This is a genomic window from Flavobacterium sp. 9R (assembly GCF_902506345.1).
In the GTDB taxonomy this organism is placed as follows: domain Bacteria; phylum Bacteroidota; class Bacteroidia; order Flavobacteriales; family Flavobacteriaceae; genus Flavobacterium.
Genome location: NZ_LR733413.1, coordinates 3,149,469 through 3,171,882, shown reverse-complemented (window position 1 = coordinate 3,171,882; position 22,414 = coordinate 3,149,469). Strand labels below are relative to the sequence as shown.

Here is a 22,414-nt window from a genome sequence, read left to right as displayed (position 1 = left end):
TACTAAAACAATCCACCTTGAAAATTCATTCTAACTTTACCCAGATGCTGATATGCTTTTTCAGTTACCTCTCTTCCGCGTGGCGTTCTCATAATAAACCCTTCTTGAATTAAGAAAGGTTCATATACCTCTTCAATAGTTTCACTACTTTCAGAAACAGCAGTTGCCAAAGTAGTTAAACCAACAGGACCTCCTTTAAATTTATCAATGATGGTTGTAAGAATCTTGTTATCCATTTCATCTAAACCATGTGCATCAACATTAAGGGCCTTAAGGGCAAATCTAGCTATTTCTATATCAATTGTACCGTTACCTTTAATTTGTGCAAAATCACGAACTCTACGCAGGAGAGCATTCGCAATACGTGGTGTTCCTCTACTTCTACCAGCAATTTCAATTGCGGCTTCCATTGTAATAGGCATTTTAAATATCGATGAACTGCGCTCAACAATAGTAGTAAGCAACTCAGTCGAATAATATTGTAAACGAGATGAAATACCAAAACGAGCTCGCATTGGAGCCGTAAGTAAACCCGAACGCGTTGTAGCGCCAATTAAAGTAAAAGGATTTAAATTAATTTGTACCGTTCTAGCATTGGGTCCAGACTCAATCATGATGTCAATCTTAAAATCTTCCATTGCAGAATATAAATATTCTTCAACAATAGGACTTAAACGATGAATCTCATCAATAAAAAGAACATCTCTTTCCTCTAGATTAGTCAATAATCCTGCTAAATCACCAGGTTTATCAAGTACGGGACCACTGGTGATTTTTATTCCAACTTGCAATTCATTTGCTAAAATATTAGCTAATGTAGTTTTTCCTAATCCTGGAGGACCATGAAAAAGGGTATGATCTAAAGCTTCATTACGCTGGTTTGCAGCAGCAACAAATACTTTTAAATTTTCTAAAACTTGATCTTGACCCGAAAAATCATCAAAACTAAGGGGTCTCAATCTTTTTTCAATATCAAGTTCTTCCGAATTATAATTGGTATTAGTTGGGTCTAAATTTTCATTCATTGGATAAAGATAAAAAAAGGCATTGCAATAAAAAAGCCTTTCACAAGGAAAGGCTTTTTATATATTTTAGAAATTAGTGATGTAAAACTTCTTCACCTTCTTTCATAGGAATATTTTGAGGTACAAAATCTTCATCATGTCCTGGCTTACTGTAATCATAAGGCCATCTATGAACTTCAGGAATTTCACCTGGCCAGTTCCCATGAATATGTTCTACTGGAGCTGTCCATTCAAGCGTATTAGATTTCCAAGGATTTTGTTCTGCTTTTTTACCATAAAAAATACTAGCAAAGAAATTATACAAGAAAACCAACTGGAATGCACCACCTACTAAAGCAAAAGTAGTAATCAAAACATTCACATTTTGCAAATCATCAAAAAGTGGAAAGTTAGTATTTGTATAATAACGTCTTGGTAAACCAGCTAAACCGATAAAATGCATTGGGAAAAATACACCATAAGCACAAATCGCAGTTACCCAAAAGTGAACATATCCTAAATTTTTATTCAACATTCTACCAAACATTCTTGGGAACCAATGATAAACTCCAGCAAACATACCATACAACGCAGAAATACCCATCACCAAGTGAAAGTGAGCAACTACGAAATAAGTATCATGAACATTGATATCTAGAGTACTATCACCAAGGATAATTCCAGTCAAACCACCTGTAATGAATGTAGAAACCAAACCAATTGAAAACAACATAGCTGGATTCAATTGTAAGTTACCTTTCCATAAAGTTGTAATATAATTAAACGCTTTTACAGCAGATGGAATAGCAATCAATAAGGTTGTGAATGTAAACACAGAACCTAAGAATGGATTCATCCCTGAAATAAACATATGGTGTCCCCAAACAATAGTTGATAAGAAAGCGATAGCCAAAATAGACATAATCATCGCTCTATAACCAAAAATTGGTTTACGAGAGTTAGTAGCTATGATTTCAGAAGTGATACCCAAAGCAGGTAACAATACGATGTAAACCTCTGGGTGTCCTAAGAACCAAAACAAGTGCTCAAAAAGTACTGGAGAACCACCTTGATAATGTAAAACCTCTCCAGCAATGTAAATATCAGACAAGAAAAATGATGTTCCAAAACTTCTGTCAAATATTAATAACAATGCAGCAGATAATAAAACTGGAAAAGAAATGATACCAATAATAGCTGTAACAAAGAATGCCCAAATAGTAAGTGGCAATCTAGTCATTGACATACCTTTTGTTCTCAAGTTAATAACAGTAACTACATAATTCAATGAACCCATCAATGATGATGCAATGAAAATAGCCATTGAAACCAACCACAATGTCATACCAGTACCAGATCCTGGTATTGCCTGAGGCAAGGCACTTAATGGAGGATAAATTGTCCAACCAGAAGAAGCTGGTCCAGCTTCAACGAAAAGGGAACAAATCATAATTACACTTGACAAGAAAAATAGCCAATATGAAATCATATTCATAAATCCAGAAGCCATATCTCTTGCACCAATTTGAAGTGGAATTAATAAATTACTAAAAGTACCACTCAAACCTGCTGTCAATACAAAGAACACCATGATGGTTCCATGAATTGTAACTAAAGCTAAATAAATATCATTAGCCATAACTCCTTCTGGAGCAAATTTATCACCTAATAAAATATTGAAAATTTTAAAAGATTCTTCTGGCCAAGCCAATTGCATTCTAAAAAGCAATGACATTCCAACACCAATAATTCCCATAACAATACCTGTAATTAAGTATTGTTTTGCAATCATCTTATGGTCAATACTAAAAATATATTTAGTAATGAATGTATCCTTATGGTGGTGTTCGTGTTCGTGATCGTGTCCGTGATCGTGACCTTCTGCTGACATATATATACTTTTAAATATTCTTAAATAATTATTTCATAGCTACTTTCACAGCAGCTGGATCGTTTGCTACTTTAGAGCTATCACTAGGAGTAGCACCTTCTGCAGCTGGGGTTTCTTTAGAAGCTTTAAATTCTTTAGCTAAAGCTACTTTATCACTTAACCATTTTTTATAATCTTCTGGTGAATCAACAATAACTTTCATTTGCATATTGTAGTGAGATGCACCACATATTTTATTACAAAGTAACAAGTAGTCAAATGTATAAGGATCTAGAGCTGTACCACCTTTAGCAACTAATTCAGCGCTCTTCTTTGCACGCAAATCATTAATTTTGGCAACTTTTTCTACCATAAATGGTAACTCTCTATATTCTGCTGTAGTGTAAACAGGAGTAAAAGCAAATTCTGTAACCATTCCAGGAACACAATTCATTTGAGCTCTAAAATGAGGCATATAAGCTGAATGCAATACATCTTGTGAACGCATTTTAAAATGAACTTTTTTTCCTTTTGGAATATGTATCTCTGTAGCTAAGAAATCATCTTGAGCATTCTTATCAGATAAATCCATACCAACAGAATTTACACCATCAATCAAACGAACGTTAGCTTTACCAAGTACTTGATCCGATCCAGCATATCTAGCTGTCCATTTAAATTGCTGAGCATACAACTCAATAACTACTGTATCCTCTTCATCATCTATGAACATGATGTTAGTCCAAGCATATAAACCGTATAAAATTAAACCAGCTAAAACAACAGCAGGAATAACACTCCAAATAGCTTCTAATTTATTATTATCAGCAAAGTAAAGTGCCTTTTTATCTTTATTTCCACGATATTTAAAAGCAAAATAGTGTAATAAAACTTGAGTAATTGCTTGAACAGTAAAGATTAATATCCAAGTAATATTCATTAAACTATCAACCGTAGCTCCATGCTCAGAAGCAGGAGTATGTAGAGGCAAATCACCCCACTTCAATAAACCAAATATCGTGAATACATAAATAAAAGCTAAAAAGCCAAACATTAAATATCCTTGTACATTGTTATCATTATCAGTTGCTATTTGAGAATCATCAGATTTTGAACCTACTTGTGTAAGATCAAATATCTTAGTCAATTGCCAAAGCGCAACAGCTAATAAAACTAAAACTATAATTACCAACAAACTTGTCATCTGTTTTTCTGTTTAAAATATTAATAATGGAAGTGCTTACTTTCCTCAATGAAAGGATTTCTTTTTGGCAATAAAGGTGCTTTTGTAAGTGCAGTAAATACAACATAAATAAACAACCCAAGAAAGAATAGAACTGATGCAATTTCAGGAATTCCTATAAACCATTGATCTCCTACAGTACCAGGCATAATCATATTGAAGAAATCAATATAGTGACCTAAAAGTATCACTGTACCAGCCATAACCAATACCCAAGTGATTCGTTTAAAATCGGTATTAATCAAAATTAAAACTGGAAATAAGAAGTTCATAGCTACAGCACCAAAGAATGGTAAATTAAATTCTTGAATTCTAGTTACAAAATAAGTAACCTCCTCTGGAATATTAGCATACCAAATCAACATAAATTGAGAAAACCATAAGTAAGTCCAAAATACACTGATACCAAACATAAATTTAGCTAAGTCATGAATGTGACTAGTATTTACGTGCTCTAAGTAACCTTTAGATTTCAAATATAAAGTAACCATACAAATAGTAGTAATACCGCTTACAAAGAAACTTGCAAAAACATACCAACCAAACAATGTACTAAACCAATGTGGGTCAATTGACATAATCCAATCCCAAGACATAATAGACTCAGTAACAATAAAGAAAACTAAGAAAAGTGCAGACATTTTGAAATTCTTTTTGTAAAAAGTATTATCATCAGCCTCATCTTGTGCTAAACAGTTTTTTCTTGAAAAATATCTATAAGCATTCCATCCTAACAAGAAGATACCAGCTCTAATAATCCAGAAAGGGAAATTTAAATAACCAGATTTAGTTTGTATCAATTTATCATGTGCAACGACTTCAGGATCTAACCAGATAAACAAATGATTGAAGTGTAAACCACATAAAACCAATATAACAAAGAAAATTACTGAACCAAAAGGTAAATAAGCAGTTATTCCTTGCATTACTCTAAATAAAACTGGTGACCAACCTGCTTGCGCTACTTGTTGTATTGCATAGAAAGCAAGGGTTCCTAATGATAAAAGCATAAAAAAGATACAAGCAACATATACAGCAGCCCAAGGCTTATTGCTTAATTGATGCAAAACATGCTCTAAATGTTCTTTGTGCTCAGCGTCTTCCTTAACACTATGATTCGCTTTTTCAGCTTTATCTGAATGTGAAGTTGTAGCAGCATGCTCATCATGAGCAACAGCTGTAGTAGCATGAGATGCTTCTCCATGACTTCCGTGTGAATCAGCAGCAAGAAGAGCTTCTACTTCTTGAATATCTTTTGGTGCACTATAAAAACCATAACCTATACCTAACAAGCCTACAGCCATTAGAATAAGAGAAAAAGTTTTTAATCTACTTGAAAATGTATACATATCTATTACGATCAGTTTGTTCAACAATTATAATTCGCTTTTTAGTTTAAGAACATAGTCTACAACTAACCAACGCTCATGGGCACTCAATTGGTTTGCATGCGATCCCATAGAATTTAATCCATAAGTAATAACATGAAATACACTTCCCTCTGTAATTGGACGGTCAGCGTAACTAGGTACACCAAGAAACTTTTCTCTTTCAACTAATTTTCCTTTACCATTTCCAGTAGCACCATGGCAACTGATACAATAAATTTCAAAAAGTTCTTTTCCTTTTTCAGAATTTCTTTCTAATGAATCTAAAGGTGATTTTAAATTAGCTTTTGCCAATTCATAACCAGCTGTAGAATTTTCATATTCATACACATCAAAACCTCTTTTGATAGTACCTTTTGCAGGCAATTGACCTTCTTTTCCGTCTTTAAATGCATTAGATTCGGAATATGTTTCGTAACCAACCGATTCATACATGTTTGGAAAATACTGATAGTTTGGTGCCAATTTATCGTGACAAGATGAAACTAACAAAGTAATACCAGCCAAAAGTGTTAATTTATATATACTTCTCATAGCTACAATTAATTCTTATCTATTACATTTACTTCAACTGCTCCTGTGCTTTTGAAAAAAGAAACTAATTCTTCTTCATTATCATTTACAGCAACTTCCATTAAAAAATGATCGTCTGTAGTTCTAACATCAGGATTTTCGGCTTCTTTAAAAGGCCATAATCTACTTCTCATATAGAAAGTAATAACCATCAAGTGAGCAGCAAAGAAAACAGTCTCTTCAAACATAATTGGCACAAAAGAAGGCATATTTTCAATATAACTGAAACTTGGTTTACCTCCAATATCTTGAGGCCAATCTTGAATCATAATATAGTTCATCATCCAAGTTGCGAATGAAATACCACACAAACCATAGATAAAAGCACAAATAGCTAATCTAGTTGGTGCAAGTCCCATTGCTTTATCTAATCCGTGAACCGGAAAAGGGGTAAAAACATCTTCAATATGATAATGTGCTGCACGTGTTTTTTTAACAGCATCCATTAATACATCATCGTCGTTGTATATAGCGTATATTACTTTATTACTCATGGTGTACATCTTTATTTGCTTCTCTTTCTCTTTTGTAGTTATCTCCACTTCCTTTTAATATTGTTTTTACTTCAGCCTGAGCGATAACAGGGAAAGTTCTAGAATACAACAAAAACAATACAAAGAAGAATCCAATAGTTCCAATAAAAATACCAATATCAACAAAGGTTGGTGAAAACATTGTCCAAGAAGATGGTAAATAATCTCTGTGCAAAGAAGTCACAATGATTACAAAACGCTCAAACCACATTCCTATATTTACCACAATCGAAATGATAAATGAGAACATTATACTTGTACGCAATTTTTTAAACCACATAAATTGAGGAGAAAATACGTTACATGTCATCATCGCCCAATATGCCCACCAGTAAGGACCAGTCGCTCTATTCAAGAAAGCGTATTGTTCATATTCTACTCCAGAGTACCACGCAATAAACAACTCAGTTATGTAAGCAACACCAACTATAGAACCTGTAATCATAATTACAATATTCATCAATTCGATATGTTGTATCGTGATGTAAGATTCTAAGTTAGAAACTTTTCTCATAATAATCAACAAAGTGTTAACCATTGCAAATCCAGAGAATACAGCACCAGCTACGAAATATGGGGGGAAAATAGTTGTATGCCAACCTGGAATAACAGAAGTAGCAAAGTCCATCGATACAATAGTATGCACAGAAAGTACAAGAGGAGTAGCCAAACCAGCTAAAACTAATGAAACTTCTTCAAAACGTTGCCAATCTTTTGCTCTACCGCTCCAACCGAAACTTAAAATAGAATAAACTCTTTTGTTAAATGGTGTAATCGCTCTATCACGTAGCATAGCAAAATCAGGTAAAAGACCAGTCCACCAGAAAACTAATGAAACTGAAAGATACGTAGAAATTGCAAAAACGTCCCATAGCAATGGTGAGTTAAAGTTAACCCATAATGAACCAAATTGATTTGGAACTGGGAGTACCCAATATGCTAACCAAGGACGACCCATGTGGATAATTGGAAATAAACCTGCTTGGATAACAGAAAAAATTGTCATTGCTTCCGCTGAACGGTTAATAGCCATTCTCCATCTTTGACGGAAAAGTAAAAGTACCGCTGAGATTAGAGTACCAGCGTGACCGATACCTACCCACCAAACAAAGTTAGTGATATCCCAAGCCCAACCTACTGTTTTGTTTAATCCCCAAGTTCCGATACCGGTGGATACTGTGTAAATAATACAACCCAATCCCCAAAGGAAAGCGGTTAATGCGATTGTAAACACAATCCACCAATGCTTATTGGCTTTACCTTCAACAGGTGCAGCTACATCTACAGTTACATCGTGATAAGACTTATCACCTATAACTAAGGGTTTTCTAATGGTTGCTTCGTAATGAGACGACATAATCCTTTATATTGATTCTTAATTAATTTTTTTTACTAGATATTTCTAACTTTAACTTGGTAAACCACGTTTGGTTTTGTTCCTACGTGCTCTAACAAATGATATGATCTTTCGTCTGCAGCTAATTTAGTAACTACGGCTTCTTTATCATTAACATCTCCAAATATCATAGCTCCAGAAGAACAAGCATTTGAACAAGCTGTTTGGAATTCACCATCTTTGATTTCTCTACCTTCTCTTTTTGCTTTAAGAATTGTTGCTTGTGTCATTTGAATACACATAGAACATTTCTCCATAACTCCACGAGAACGTACGTTAACATCTGGATTCAATACCATTCTACCCAAATCATCATTCATATGGTAATCGAACTCACTGTTTTTGTTATACAAGAACCAGTTAAAACGACGTACTTTATAAGGACAGTTATTAGCACAGTAACGAGTTCCTACACAACGGTTATATGCCATTTGATTTTGACCTTGACGTCCGTGAGAAGTCGCTGCCACAGGACAAACTGTTTCACAAGGTGCGTGATTACAGTGTTGACACATTACTGGTTGGAAAGAAACTTGTGGATTATCTCCAGCTTTCTCCATTTCGTTAAAAGTAGATAAAGAGCTTGAAAGTCCAGCAATGTTTTCTTTTCTTTCTACATCACCTTCAAAAGTACTTTCTGAAGAGTAATATCTATCAATACGCAACCAGTGCATATCTCTACTTCTTCTTACTTCATCTTTTCCAACAACTGGAACGTTATTTTCAGCATGACAAGCTATAACACATGCCCCACAACCAGTACAAGCATTCAAATCAATAGAAAGATTAAAATGATGACCAATTGAACGATCAAAAGAATCCCATAATCCAACAGAAGTAGCTTCTACTTCTTTATGATCTAAAGATACCATCGGTTTCTCGTTCCAAATTTCTGCATCTTTAGTATTGAAAATTTCTAAAGTTGTTTCTTTAATAATATCTCCACGACCCATTAATGTTTTTTGACCTTGTACACAAGCAAACTCATGTTCTCCAGAAGACAATTCTAGGGTTACGTTTTGTAAATCATTAAAATCTTTATACAATGAGTAAGCGTTAATACCTACTTGCATTTCTTCTTTAAGAGCAGCTTTACGTCCATATCCTAAAGCAAAACCAACAGTACCTACAGCTTGACCTGGTTGAACTATCACCGGAACATTTTCTAAAGTAACCCCATTAGAAGTTAATTTTACGTATGAACCATTCAATCCACCATTAGCAACTATTTCATTAGTAAGCCCTAACTTTTTTGCATCTGCATTAGATACTGTAATATAGTTATCCCAAGAAACTCTTGTTATTGGGTCTGGGAACTCTTGTAACCAAGGATTATTTGCTTGTTGACCATCACCCATTCCTGTTTTAGTATACAATACCAACTCAAGACCTTTTGTAGTAGTTGAACTAGCTAAAGCATTAGCTGCGCCAAGATAATTTGCGGTACCAGCTGAAACAGCTGAAATAGCCCCTACATAAACACCATCATGTAATACTTTATTCCAAGAAGAGCCAGCAATGATTCCAGATGAAACAGATTTTAAATAATCATAATATGTACCTGCTATACCATTTAAAGACAATAGTACATCTTGAAATTGTTTAGTATTGAATAAAGGACGAATAGTCGGCTGAGTGATACTGTATGTACCTTCAGTTAAACTTAAATCACCCCAAGATTCTAAATAATGAGGTACTGGAGCAGCAATAGTAGCTAATAAAGCAGTCTCATCCTCTTTTATTGTTAAAGCAACTGAAGTAGTTACTTTCTTCAAACCATTACTAAATGATTTGCTATCCGCTAGAGTATACACTGGATTAACTCCACTCATAATTAAAGTATGAACAGCACCAGCATTCATATCTTTTATTAATTGCGCAACAGCAGCGTTAGAACCTTTTCTAATTAAACGTGCACCAGAAGTAACAAACGCTTCACTAGACAAAGATTGATTAATTGCCAAAACTAACAATTGCGCATTAACATCTTGAATTCCAGAAACTAAAACACCTTTAGATCCAGCAGATTTTAATTGTTGCGCTGCTTTTGTAACTTCAGCTTTGAATTTATCATCTAATTTTACTGAAACATTGCTTCCAGTAACGATGTTATATATTTGAACTAAAGCTTGCTTTTGATTAGCAACAGTCATCGGTACACGCTTATCAGCAGCAGCACCAGATAATGTCATATTAGCTTCAAATTGAAAATGACGAGACATTTTTCCTGCTTTAGGGATTCTTCCTTGCGCATAACCAGCATCAAATCCACCACCTTGCCAATCTCCTAAGAAATCAGCTCCTACAGAAACAATCAAAGAAGCTTTTGAGAAATCATAGTCAACTAAAGCTCTTTTCCCATAAACAGTTTGAAATGCATCTAAAGCTTCAGAAGAAGATACAGCATCATAAACTACATGTTTAGCATTTGGATTTTTAGCTATAAATTCAGCAATTAATTTTTCAGTAGAAGGACTCGCCAAAGTATTCGTTAAAAACACAACTTGACCTGCTTTAGCTTTAGCTTCAGCAATACTTGATTTTAATTTTGAATCAACTGTTGACCAAGAAGCAGCATTACCTGCAACTTTTGGTTCTTTTAAACGCATATTGTCATACAAAGACAATATAGATGCGTGTATTCTAGCATTGGCAGAAAATTTAGCTCCTGCAATGGTATTATTATCAATTTTAATAGGTCGCCCTTCACGAGTTTTTACTAATAAATTAGCAAAATCAAAACCATCAAAAACAGTTGTAGCATAATAATCAGCTACACCTGGAATGATTTCTTCAGGTTGCAACACGTATGGTATTGATTTGTTAACTGGTCCTTCACAAGCAGCTAATGTGGCAGCTGCCGTACTAAAACCAACGTACTTTAAAAAATCACGACGTGAAGTAGAAGAAGACAATTTATCACTATTACCCAAAAATTCATCGGTAGGAATCTCTTCAACAAACTCGTTATTCTTAAGCGCCTCAACAATAGAACTATTTCCGTCTAGCTCTTCAACACTTTTCCAGTATTTTTTGTTTGATGACATATTATATATAAATATTAAATCTTAATAATTTCTTTTAATAGTGGCATTTACCACACTCTAAACCTCCCATTTGAGCAGCTGTCAATTTCTCAACACCATACTTTTTTGAAAGTTGTTCGTGAATTTTGGTATAATATTCATTACCCTCTGTCTTAACATCAGTTTTTCTATGACAATCAATACACCATCCCATAGTTAAAGGAGCGAATTGCTTTTGAATTTCATAAGTTTCAACAGGTCCGTGACAAGTTTGACATTCAATACCAGCAACAGTTACGTGTTGAGAGTGATTAAAGTATACAAAGTCTGGTAAATTATGAATACGAACCCACTTAACTGGTTGCGTTTTACCAGTATACGATTGAGTTGATTTATCCCAACCTACAGCGGCATACAATTTTTGAATTTGTTCATCATAGAAAGCTTTGCTGTATTCTGGAGTAGCAGTAGTTTCAGCCACTTCAGAAATGTTTTTATGACAGTTCATACAAACATTCAAAGAAGGAATACCAGCATTTTTACTTACTCTTGCAGCAGAGTGACAGTACTTACAGTTAATCTCATTATCACCAGCATGTATTTTGTGAGAGTAATGAATAGGCTGAATAGGAGCATAATCTTGATCAACTCCAACTTGCATTAAATAACCATATACAAAATAAGCACTACTCAACAATAAAAGAATTGCAGTAACTAAAACTAAAAATTGATTTTTTGCAAACGCTTTCCAAATTGGCAACGAAGGAGTTTTTGGTTCAACTTCAATACCATTGGCTTTTGCAACTTTTCTCAAAACGTTGTTTACCAAAAACAACAAAACAACCAACATTGCCATTACTAATGCCAAAGCACCAAGAATAACATTGTTACTTATTCCGCTATCACTAGTTTTAGCCGCGTCTACAGCTGGAGCACCTGCAGCCGCAGCAGGAGCTTCTGCTTTAGGTTCAGATGTGTAAGCTATAATATTATCAATATCTCCTTCTGACAATTGAGGAAATGCAGTCATTACCGCTTTATTATTTTCTTCAAATACTTTTACAGCAGCAGCATCACCAGATTTAATTAAATCAGAACTATTCTTTACCCACTTGTAAATCCATGCCATTTCATACTTGGAAGCAACACCTCTTAGCGCTGGCCCAGTTGCTTTAGCATCTAATTTATGACAAGCAGCACAATTGGCATTAAAAAGCTCTTTTCCTTTAACAGCATCACCTCCAGAAGTTGCAGCAGGAGCAGCAGTAGCATCTGCAGGAGCAGGATCTTGTGCAAACAAACTCAAGGATACAGTCAGCATCAATGCTAAACTCAAACATAATTTCCTTGTAATCGAACTATGGTTACCCATCTTTTTCATATAGTTATAGTAATTATCTACAATATTGTCGTGAATTCATCAGAACTAAACCATGATAAAAATCACTTTTTTTAAAATATTCGACAAAAATACACTTTAAGAACTATTCACAAAACCTTAAAATAGTCTTAATTTCAATTTATATTGATTCTAAATAAATATTTTATTCTGAATATATTCATTAAGTAGTACTTTTGCGTAAAAACCAATTAGTTATGAAATACACATCAATCAAGACATCGATATTATTAACATTTTTAATCACTACATCGTTAGCGAAATTACAAGCTCAAAATAAAAACACATTCAGCAATCAAGATCCAAAAGTAGAGCAGTTATTAAATGAGAAAAGAAAATCAAACACCTCTTTATCAATAAATAACAGGTATAAAATTCAGATTTTTAGTGGTGTTAGCGAACTTGCAAAAAAATCTCTAAATGAATTCAAACTAGAAAACAAAAACACTGAAGCAACCATAATATTTCAAACTCCAAATTACAAAGTATGGGTTGGAAATTACAGAACCAGAATGGAAGCAGAAAGAAATCTAATTGAGTTTCAAAAAAAATACAAAAACATTTTATTGATCAAACCTTCAAAATAAAAAAGAGTATTTTAAAACTATTGAAAACAAAAACGCCTCAAATAATTGAGGCGTTTTTACTTTATATAAAACTAAATGCTATTTAAGTTTCTTTTTAATTGCAACTTCGTGATAAGCTTCAATAATATCTCTTTCTTCGATATCGTTGAATCCTTTTACCTGGATACCACAATCATAACCTTTGGCAACTTCTTTAACATCATCTTTAAAACGTTTTAACGCTAAAAGCTCACCTTCAAAGATAACTACACCATCACGTACAATTCTAATTTTGGCATTCTTGGTGATTTTACCATCCATTACCATACTACCAGCAATAGAACCAACTTTAGATATTTTGAATATTTCTCTAATTTCAGCAGTTCCTAAAACTTCTTCTTTCATCTCAGGAGCCAACATACCTTCCATTGCATCTTTTAAGTCATCAATTGCGGCATAAATGATAGAGTAGTAACGAATGTCGATTTCTTCCTTATCTGCAAGCTGTCTTGCATTTCCAGCAGGACGAACGTTAAATCCAATAATAATTGCATCGGATGCAGAAGCCAACATTACATCTGTTTCAGTAATAGCTCCAACCCCTTTATGTATAATATTAATTTGAATTTCATCTGTAGACAATTTAGAGAACGAATCTGACAACGCCTCAACTGAACCATCCACATCCCCTTTAAGAATAATATTAAGTTCTTTAAATTGACCCAAAGCAATTCTTCGTCCAATCTCATCAAGAGTAATATGACGTTGCGTTCTTACAGATTGTTCACGCATCAATTGAGAACGTTTAGCAGCAATTTGTTTTGCCTCTTTTTCGTCTTCAAAAACATTAAACTTATCACCTGCTGTTGCAGCACCATCTAATCCTAAAACAGAAACCGGAGTAGAAGGACCTGCTTCTTTAACAACATGTCCACGTTCATCATGCATCGCTTTAATTTTCCCGTGATGCTTACCTGCCAACATATAATCCCCTACTCTTAATGTACCATGTTGTACTAGGATAGTCGAAACATAACCCTTTCCTTTATCCAAAAAGGCTTCAACAACCGTTCCTTGAGCAGATTTATTTGGATTAGATTTTAAATCTAAAATTTCAGCTTCTAATAATACTTTTTCCAGTAATTCTTTCACACCAGTACCTACTTTAGCAGAAATGTCATGAGATTGAATTTTTCCACCCCAGTCTTCCACCAAAAGGTTCATACCAGCCAATCTTTCTTTTACCTTATCTGGATTAGCATTTGGTTTATCAATTTTATTGATAGCAAATATAATCGGAACACCTGCAGCTTGAGCGTGAGAAATCGCCTCTTTCGTTTGTGGCATGATGTCATCATCTGCTGCAATAACAATAATTGCGATATCCGTAACTTGAGCTCCACGTGCACGCATCGCGGTAAAAGCTTCGTGACCCGGTGTATCTAAGAAAGCAATTTTTTGTCCGTTATCTAAAGTTACCCCATAAGCTCCAATGTGCTGTGTGATACCTCCAGATTCTCCTGCAATTACATTTTCTTTACGAATATAATCAAGTAAAGATGTTTTTCCGTGATCGACGTGACCCATTACGGTAACAATAGGAGCACGTGTTACTAAATCTTCTTCTTTATCTTCAACTACTTGAATCGCTTCTTCAATATCAACAGTGATAAATTCTACTTCATATCCAAATTCATCACAAACAATAGTCAAAGTCTCAGCATCCAAACGTTGATTCATGGTTACCATGATTCCAAGAGACATACAAGTACCTATAACTTTAGTAATTGGCACATCCATCATAATCGCAATTTCACCAACAGTAACAAACTCAGTTACCTTGATTGTTTTGCTTCCCTCATCTAATGCTCTTTGTTCATCATCAGTTTTTTGACGATGCGTTTCTCTTTTCTCTCTACGGTATTTAGCCGCTTTAGATTTTCCACCTTTCCCTTGAAGCTTTTCAAGAGTCTCGCGAATTTGATTTTTCACTTCTTCCTCTGTAGGCTCAACTTTAGCTACAATAGCAGGACGATTTCCTTTTACAAATCCAGGTCTTGCACTTCTATTCGCATTAAACCCACCGCCTGTATTAGGAGTGATTTTATTTGGATTTGGAGCACCTGGTGTAGTTGGCGGTTTAGGAGCACCTGGCTTAGGCGCTATTCTTTTACGCTTATTCTTATTTGCATTGTTTGCTCCAGCAGCCCCAGGAGTACCAGGTTTGTTTGGAGTAATCTTTGGATCTTCTTTTTTCTTTTTAGGCTTATTGAATTGAGATAAATCAATAATTTGACCTGTAAGTGTAGTTCCTGACAACTTTTGGTATTGAGTTGTAATAGTTTCCTCAACTGGTTCGTCTGAAACAGGAGCAACAGGAGCTGAAGAAGTTTTCTCTACAACTGGTGTCACTTCTTTAACTACTTCTTTTTCTTTAATACCAGCAATTGGCTTCGCAACTGGTTGGTCTGTTGAAGGTTTTTCTGGAGAAATTGGTTTAGTTTCAACTACAGGTTCAGTTGCTTTTACAGCTGGAACTTCTGGCTTTTCTACAGCAATAGTTGGATTAGAAACAGGAGCAACTTTTTTCGGATTAAGATCAATTTTACCTACTTGAACAGGACCTGTAACCACAGCTCTTGCTTTGATAATTTCTTGTTGTCTTAAACGTTCTTCGTCTGCTTTGCGTTTGTTTTCGATTTCCTTTTCACGCTCAATGCGCAACGCTTCTTTTTCCTTTCTTTTTTCCTCACCTACTTCTTTCGACGCCTCTTTATTCCCTTTGTCACCAGCAAACTGACCGCACAAGACATTGTATACATCTTCAGAAATTTTTGTGTTTGGATTTGACTCAATAGCAATCCCTTTATCCTTAAGATAATCCACAGCTCTTTCTAAAGAAATATTCAATTCCCTTAAAACTTTGTTTATTCTTATTATTCTCTCTTCAGACATAAAACCTTTTTATTATTATCTTATTTTGTTGTGTTGTTAGAAGAATATAGATTTAACTATCGAATTCTTCTTTCAAAATTCTCATTACATCTAAAATTGTTTCTTCTTCTAGATCTGTTCTTCTAACTAAATCTTCTACTTCTTGTTTCAAAATACTTTTTGCAGTATCTAAACCAATTTTCGCGAATTCTTCTATTACCCAGTCTTCTATTTCATCTGAAAACTCAGTCAATTCAACATCATCCTCATCAGCTGTAGCACCAGCAATATCACCTTCACGAATTACATCTAATTCATAACCCGTAAGCATTCCTGCTAATTTAATATTGTGTCCACCACGTCCGATAGCTTTAGAAACTTCTTCTAATTTCAAAAACACTTCAGCGCGTTTGGTCTCTTCGTTAATTTTAATCGAAGATACTTTAGCAGGACTTAATGCTCTTGTAATATACAATTGAATATTATTTGTATAATTGATTACATCAATATTCTCATTACCTAACTCTCTTACAATTCCGTGGATACGAGATCCTTTCATTCCCACACAAGCACCTACTGGATCAATTCTATCATCATAAGAATCAACCGCTACTTTTGCTTTCTCACCAGGAATTCTCACCACATTCTTCACCATAATCAAACCATCAAATACCTCTGGAATCTCTTGTTCAAACAATTTTTCTAAAAACTTCTCAGAAGTTCTAGACATAATAATTTGTGGCTTATTACCTTTAAGCTCAACACTCTCGATAATTCCACGAACGTTATCTCCTTTTCTGAAGAAATCTGAAGGAATTTGTTTCTCTTTTGGCAAAACAATTTCATTCCCTTCATCATCAACCAAAATTACAACTCTTGGACGCACATGGTGTACTTCGGCAGTGTAAATATCTCCAATAATATCTTTAAATTGTTTGTAAAGATTGGTATTATCGTGTTCATGTATTTTTGAAATCAAATTTTGACGCAAAGCAAGAATTGCTCTTCTTCCTAAATCAATCAATTTAACCTCTTCAGATACTTCTTCACCAATTTCAAAGTCGGCTTCAATCTTACGAGCTTCTGTTAAAGTAATTTCTTCATTTTCGAAATCCAAATCCTCATCAGCAACAATAACTCTCCTTCTCCAAATTTCCATATCTCCTTTATCAGGATTTATAATAATATCGAAGTTATCATCTGAACCATATTTCTTTTTCAATGCATTTCTAAATACATCTTCTAAAATTGCCATAAGCGTTACACGATCAATAAGTTTATCATCTTTAAACTCTGAAAATGAATCGATTAATGCTAAATTTTCCATGCGAATTCTTTAATTAAAATGTTACTGTAACAATTGCTTCTTTAATATCTGCGTAAGGCAACTGAAGTTCTTTCTGAACGGTTTCCTTTCCTTTTCCAACTTTCTTAGGTTCTCTAGCTTTCCAAGACAAAATTATAAAAACATCGTTAGCTTCAACTAATTCTGCCTCAATAATTTCAGTTTCTGTTTTAACAATTAATGTTCTGCCAACATTTTTTTTATATTGACGAATCATTTTTAAAGGTGAACCAACCCCTACAGAGGCTACTTCTAGAGAAAAATCTTGTTCCTCTCTATCTAAATTACTCTCTATAGCTCTGCTTATATCAATACAATCTTGCAGGGCTACTCCATTATCTCCATCCAGCGAAACGATTATCTTAAATGCATCGGTAATAGCTAAATCTATCAAAAAAACCGAAGGTCTTTCTGATAAAGCTTCATCAACTAACGCATTTACTTTTTCCTTAAATGTCATATTTTTATAACTATTTTATAAAAAGAGGGGACATTAGTCCCCTCATTACTTAACTTTTAATAAATAACGGTGCAAATATAGTGTTTTTTTACAAATCATTTTATTTGATTGCAGTAAAAAAAAATCTTATCTTTACTATAACCTTTTAAACAAAGGATTTTCTCACATTTAAAACCCCAAACTAATCATGAAACGGATTTTAGTCCCAACCGATTTTTCAATTTATGCCGAAAACGCATTAAAAGCCGCCGCTCAATTAGCTAAAAAACACAATGCAGAAATTTTATTACTTCACATGTTAGAACTTCCTAACCAAATGAGCGATGCTATTTCTACCGGAAAAAGTATTCCAGAAGTGATGTTTTTTATTCAAAAAGCAAAAGATACTTTTGCCGAAATTTTTGACCGCCCTTATCTTGATGGAATTGAGGTTACTGAGTTTATTCAATTTGAAAAAGCATTTGATGGCGTACTTAAATTTACTCAAAAAAACAATGTCGATCTTATTGTAATGGGTTCACACGGAGCTTCAGGCGTGGAAGAAATTTTTATTGGCTCCAATACCGAAAAAGTAGTTCGCTTATCTGAAATTCCTGTTTTAGTGATAAAAAAAGACGAGGGCGAATTCGATCCAAAAGAAATAGTTTTCGCTTCTGATTTCTCCAAAGAAAGCAAAAAATCATTTGAAAAAATGAAGGATTTCGCAAGTAAATTGAATGCAAAAATTAATCTTGTTACCATTTGCACTCCAAACAGTTTCAAGACTACACTTGAATCAACAGCAATTATGGACGCCTATGCAAAAGAATTTCAGTTAAACAACTTTTCTATCAACATACACAATGATACTAATGTAGAAAAAGGAGTTTTAAATTTCGCAAACTCACAAGGAGCGGATTTAATTGGATTCAGCACTCATGGCCGTACTGGCTTATCCCATTTTTTTAATGGAAGCATTACAGAAGACCTTGTTAATCATTCTGAAAAACCCGTCATTACTTTTAAACTTTAAAAATAGCTCAAAAAAAAAGCCTCTCAATTGAGAGGCTTTTTTTGTTGGTCTACTAGGACTCGAACCTAGAAAGACTGCACCAAAAACAGTTGTGTTACCATTACACCATAGACCAGCAGTGCGTTTTAGCGAGTGCAAATTTAGTACAAATTTTAAGTTGCACAAATTTTTTCGGCAATTTTATTGAAAAAAAATGAAAATAATTTTCAAAAAAGAAACCAAACAAAACAAACAACCTTATTATCAGAAACTTGGAACAACAAATTACTTTTGCAGAAAATAATGTTAATGCTTGTCACGTTAAACAAAAAAAACATTTTCTTTGTAATTGAAATCAAAACCTCAAAATATTCATGAATAATACCTCATTTAATTTCAATAAATGGAATACAATCTTAGGCTGGATTGCATTTGGAATTGCTTTAATCACCTACTCTCTTACTGTTGAACCTACCATGAGTTTTTGGGATTGTGGTGAGTATATAGCAACTGCAGCAAAACTAGAAGTTGGCCATCCTCCTGGAGCTCCATTATTCCAAATGATGGGAGCCTTTTTTGCAATGTTCGCAACAGACAACCAACACATTGCATTAATGGTAAATATGTTATCAGTGTTTTCAAGTGCTTTTACTATTCTCTTTATGTTTTGGTCTAGCTCAATGATTTTGAAAAAAATTATTGAACGTGTATCTGAAATCAATCGCAACAATAATATAGTCATTTTAGGAAGTTCATTTGTTGGAGCACTTGCCTACACCTTTTCTGATAGCTTTTGGTACAATGCTGTAGAAGCAGAAGTATATGCTATGGCATCCTTGCTAATTGCCTTGTTGTTTTGGCTAGGTTTACGCTGGGAGCAAGACATGGATAAACCAAAAGGAAATAAATGGCTGCTTATTATATCGCTTGTTATAGGGTTGTCGTTTGGTGTGCATTTTATGGCATTACTTACAATTCCAGCGATAGGCTTTTTATACTATTTTAAGCATTACGAAAAAGTAACAATCAAAAATTTCATAATAGCCAATGTGATTGTAGTATCCATATTACTGTTCATTTTCAAATTACTACTACCACTAACGATGGCTTTCTTTGGGAAAACCGAGGTGTTTATGGTTAATTCTCTTGGACTACCTTTTGATTCAGGAACTTTGTTTGTCGCTCTTTTATTTGCTTTATTCTTTTATTTTGGATTAAAATATACGCGCCAAAAAGGACTTGTTTTCTACAATACTATAAACCTTTGCATTTTATTTATTTTAATAGGCTTCTCTACTTGGATGATGTTGCCAATTAGAGCCAATGCAAATGTTGTTATTAACGAAAACAAACCTTCGGATGCAAGAGAGGTATTAGCATATTACAATAGAGAACAATATGGCGCAAGCCCATTATTTTATGGTTCACAGTACACCGATGCTTTTGCAGGACTTGACCCAAATAACCCTTATTTAGACAAAGCTCCCAACTACGAAAGAGATTACAAAAGCGGAAAATATGTTATTGTAAACAACTTCAAGAATGCTGAACAAAATAGTGATGATAATCACAAAACTATTTTGCCACGTATGAGAAGTACAGACCATATAGAAAACTACATCAACTTTACCAATCCGCCAGCTTTTAAACTTAATCCTAACTATCCTTACGAAGAGGATTTATTGAAATACGGAATTGACCCAAGTCAATTAAGTGAAGAAGATTTAAATAAAGCTACAGCTCAAGTTCGTAATGAAATCGAAAAAATTGTAACTGAATTTAGAACTGCATATGCTCAAAAACAAATAGACAATAGTGGCTATATCAAATTTCTAAAAAGTTATGGTGATTATCTAATCATTGAAAAACCAACAACTGTAGACAACTTTAGCTTTATGTTTGAGTACCAATTTGGCTATATGTATTGGAGGTATTTAATGTGGAATTTTGTTGGAAGACAAAATGATGTACAAGGAAAATATGACAATGTAGATGGAAATTGGATTAGTGGAATAAAATTCATGGATGCAATACATCTAGGCTCTCAAGATGACTTGCCTTCAGACGTTTTGAATAATAAAGGACGCAACACCTATTATTTTTTACCATTCATACTTGGTTTAATTGGATTGATGTATCATGCCAACAAAGACCTGAAAAGCTTTTACGTACTTTTAGTTCTTTTCTTATTTACAGGTTTTGCACTAAAAATATATTTGAATGAGCGCCCTTTCGAACCAAGAGAAAGAGATTATGCCTTAGTAGGCTCATTCTATGTTTTTGCCATCTGGATTGGATTTGGAGTATATGCACTTTATGAAAGTCTACAAAAATATTTAGCTCCAAAAATAGCCGGACCAATACTTATTGCCGGTAGTTTACTTGCTGCACCTGTTTTAATGGCTTCTCAAAACTGGGATGACCATGATCGCTCAAATAAATATACCGCGGTTGCAATGGCTAAAGCGTACTTAAATTCATGTGATAAAAATGCTATTTTATTTACAATAGGAGACAATGACACTTTCCCTCTATGGTATGCACAAGAAATTGAAAAAGTAAGAACTGATATCCGAATAGTAAATACTAGTCTATTCATGACAGATTGGTATATAGACCAAATGAAGAGAAAAGCATACGAATCAGAGCCAATACCTATTTCATTTAATCATGAAGACTATGTTGGTGATAAATTAGATTATGTAGCGCACATCCCAAAAATCGAAACCAGATGGGATATCAAAGACCTAATTACTTTTATCAAAAACCCAAAATCGATTGTAGAGATGGAAAATGGCCAATCAATCCATTTTTATCCTACAAACAAAATCAGACTAACCATTGATAAAGAATCAATTATTAAGAACAATGTTGTTTCTCCTAAACAATACGATTCCATTGTTCCTTATATTGATATAGACATAAAAGGTCGTGCATTATACAAAAACCGATTAATGATGCTAGACTTAATAGCAAATAACAATTGGAAAAGACCTATTTATTTTAGTGGTGGCGCTTATGACGACGAAGACTTTTTGTGGATGAAAAACTATCTGCAATTAGACGGAATGACTTACAAACTAGTTCCTATTAAAACTGAAATACCAAAAGACGCAAGCCCTCTTGAAATGGGCGGAATTGATACTGATAAAATGTATGCTAATGTTATGAAATGGGATTGGGGCAATAGTGAGAGTTTATCTATTTATCACGACCCAGAAACCAGAAAAAACAGCATTACCTATCGTTCTTATTTGTCAAGATTAATGAATCAACTGATTTTGGAAGGCAAAAAAGAAAAAGCTAAGAACATCATAACATTAGCTATGAAGAAGATGCCATTAGAGCAATTTGGATATTACTCACTTCTTGAGCCTTTTGCTAAAGGATATTATGATTTAGGTGAAAATGCTAAAGCTCAAGACTTACTTTCAAAATTAATCTTGAAGTACCAAGAAAACCTAAAATATTATAGCTCTTTAGTGCCATCTGATCAAACAAGTTTGGCCATTGATATTATCACAGATATCGAACGTTACAGAAGTTTGTTATTGGTAATGAAAGAAAGCGGCGATATGACGTTTTACAACAAAAACAAAGCTCAATTCAACACCTACGTAAGTATCTTCGAAAGATTCGGAAGAGAAAAAGAATAATACAAAAAACACCTTTTGATAAATGTAGCA

General features: G+C 34.0%; 15 protein-coding genes and 1 tRNA gene. 3 read left to right on the top strand and 13 right to left on the bottom strand.

Annotated elements, in window-relative coordinates:
- Nucleotides 1-2: 2 nt before the first annotated feature.
- The 9 genes from ruvB to FLAVO9AF_RS13960 form a co-directional block, all read right to left on the bottom strand.
- Nucleotides 3-1,025 carry a Holliday junction branch migration DNA helicase RuvB gene (gene ruvB / locus FLAVO9AF_RS14000; RefSeq protein WP_159690126.1) on the bottom strand — a complete coding sequence of 341 codons (1,023 nt, stop codon included), beginning with the start codon at nucleotides 1,023-1,025 and terminating at the stop codon, nucleotides 3-5.
- 73 nt (nucleotides 1,026-1,098) lie between these two features.
- The gene (locus FLAVO9AF_RS13995; RefSeq protein ID WP_159690124.1) at nucleotides 1,099-2,895 is read right to left on the bottom strand and encodes a cbb3-type cytochrome c oxidase subunit I; all 1,797 of its coding nucleotides are present in this window, start codon (nucleotides 2,893-2,895) and stop codon (nucleotides 1,099-1,101) included.
- A gap of 28 nt (nucleotides 2,896-2,923) precedes the next feature.
- On the bottom strand, nucleotides 2,924-4,078 hold the full coding sequence (locus FLAVO9AF_RS13990) for a cytochrome c oxidase subunit II (RefSeq protein ID WP_159690121.1): 1,155 nt from the start codon (nucleotides 4,076-4,078) through the stop codon (nucleotides 2,924-2,926).
- A gap of 20 nt (nucleotides 4,079-4,098) precedes the next feature.
- Nucleotides 4,099-5,466 (bottom strand): quinol:cytochrome C oxidoreductase, encoded by a 1,368-nt coding sequence (locus tag FLAVO9AF_RS13985; RefSeq protein ID WP_159690118.1) that lies wholly within the window; start codon nucleotides 5,464-5,466, stop codon nucleotides 4,099-4,101.
- A 27-nt stretch (nucleotides 5,467-5,493) separates the two neighbouring features.
- A complete protein-coding gene (locus FLAVO9AF_RS13980) occupies nucleotides 5,494-6,039 on the bottom strand; it encodes a cytochrome c (protein WP_159690115.1) in 546 nt (181 codons plus the stop codon).
- Nucleotides 6,040-6,047: 8 nt separating this feature from the next.
- The gene (locus tag FLAVO9AF_RS13975) at nucleotides 6,048-6,572 is read right to left on the bottom strand and encodes a DUF3341 domain-containing protein (protein WP_159690111.1); all 525 of its coding nucleotides are present in this window, start codon (nucleotides 6,570-6,572) and stop codon (nucleotides 6,048-6,050) included.
- Complete coding sequence (nrfD, locus tag FLAVO9AF_RS13970) at nucleotides 6,565-7,968, bottom strand: NrfD/PsrC family molybdoenzyme membrane anchor subunit (RefSeq protein ID WP_159690109.1); 1,404 nt, start codon at nucleotides 7,966-7,968, stop codon at nucleotides 6,565-6,567. Before nrfD ends, FLAVO9AF_RS13975 begins: the two co-directional genes overlap by 8 nt.
- Before the next feature lie 35 nt (nucleotides 7,969-8,003).
- Nucleotides 8,004-11,054: a TAT-variant-translocated molybdopterin oxidoreductase gene (locus FLAVO9AF_RS13965; protein WP_159690107.1), complete on the bottom strand. Its 3,051-nt coding sequence runs from the start codon at nucleotides 11,052-11,054 to the stop codon at nucleotides 8,004-8,006.
- A gap of 34 nt (nucleotides 11,055-11,088) precedes the next feature.
- Nucleotides 11,089-12,414 carry a c-type cytochrome gene (locus FLAVO9AF_RS13960; protein ID WP_159690104.1) on the bottom strand — a complete coding sequence of 442 codons (1,326 nt, stop codon included), beginning with the start codon at nucleotides 12,412-12,414 and terminating at the stop codon, nucleotides 11,089-11,091.
- 215 nt (nucleotides 12,415-12,629) lie between these two features.
- Here FLAVO9AF_RS13960 and FLAVO9AF_RS13955 point away from each other — a divergent pair, with 215 nt between their 5' ends.
- The gene (locus tag FLAVO9AF_RS13955) at nucleotides 12,630-13,019 is read left to right on the top strand and encodes an SPOR domain-containing protein (RefSeq protein ID WP_159690102.1); all 390 of its coding nucleotides are present in this window, start codon (nucleotides 12,630-12,632) and stop codon (nucleotides 13,017-13,019) included.
- 78 nt (nucleotides 13,020-13,097) lie between these two features.
- Here FLAVO9AF_RS13955 and infB read toward each other — a convergent pair whose 3' ends face one another.
- From infB to rimP, 3 genes are read right to left on the bottom strand one after another with little or no spacing between them, the layout of a single operon-like run.
- Nucleotides 13,098-15,953 (bottom strand): translation initiation factor IF-2, encoded by a 2,856-nt coding sequence (gene infB / locus FLAVO9AF_RS13950; RefSeq protein WP_159690099.1) that lies wholly within the window; start codon nucleotides 15,951-15,953, stop codon nucleotides 13,098-13,100.
- Nucleotides 15,954-16,005: 52 nt separating this feature from the next.
- Nucleotides 16,006-17,259 (bottom strand): transcription termination factor NusA, encoded by a 1,254-nt coding sequence (gene nusA / locus FLAVO9AF_RS13945; protein ID WP_159690096.1) that lies wholly within the window; start codon nucleotides 17,257-17,259, stop codon nucleotides 16,006-16,008.
- A 13-nt stretch (nucleotides 17,260-17,272) separates the two neighbouring features.
- A complete protein-coding gene (gene rimP, locus FLAVO9AF_RS13940; protein ID WP_159690094.1) occupies nucleotides 17,273-17,737 on the bottom strand; it encodes a ribosome assembly cofactor RimP in 465 nt (154 codons plus the stop codon).
- Nucleotides 17,738-17,924: 187 nt separating this feature from the next.
- On the opposite strand from rimP, the gene FLAVO9AF_RS13935 reads away from it, so the two are divergent.
- On the top strand, nucleotides 17,925-18,749 hold the full coding sequence (locus FLAVO9AF_RS13935) for a universal stress protein (protein ID WP_159690091.1): 825 nt from the start codon (nucleotides 17,925-17,927) through the stop codon (nucleotides 18,747-18,749).
- A gap of 44 nt (nucleotides 18,750-18,793) precedes the next feature.
- Here FLAVO9AF_RS13935 and FLAVO9AF_RS13930 read toward each other — a convergent pair.
- A tRNA-Gln gene (locus FLAVO9AF_RS13930) sits at nucleotides 18,794-18,864 on the bottom strand.
- Nucleotides 18,865-19,102: 238 nt separating this feature from the next.
- Here FLAVO9AF_RS13930 and FLAVO9AF_RS13925 point away from each other — a divergent pair.
- Nucleotides 19,103-22,384 carry a DUF2723 domain-containing protein gene (locus FLAVO9AF_RS13925; RefSeq protein WP_159690088.1) on the top strand — a complete coding sequence of 1,094 codons (3,282 nt, stop codon included), beginning with the start codon at nucleotides 19,103-19,105 and terminating at the stop codon, nucleotides 22,382-22,384.
- Nucleotides 22,385-22,414 lie beyond the last annotated feature (30 nt).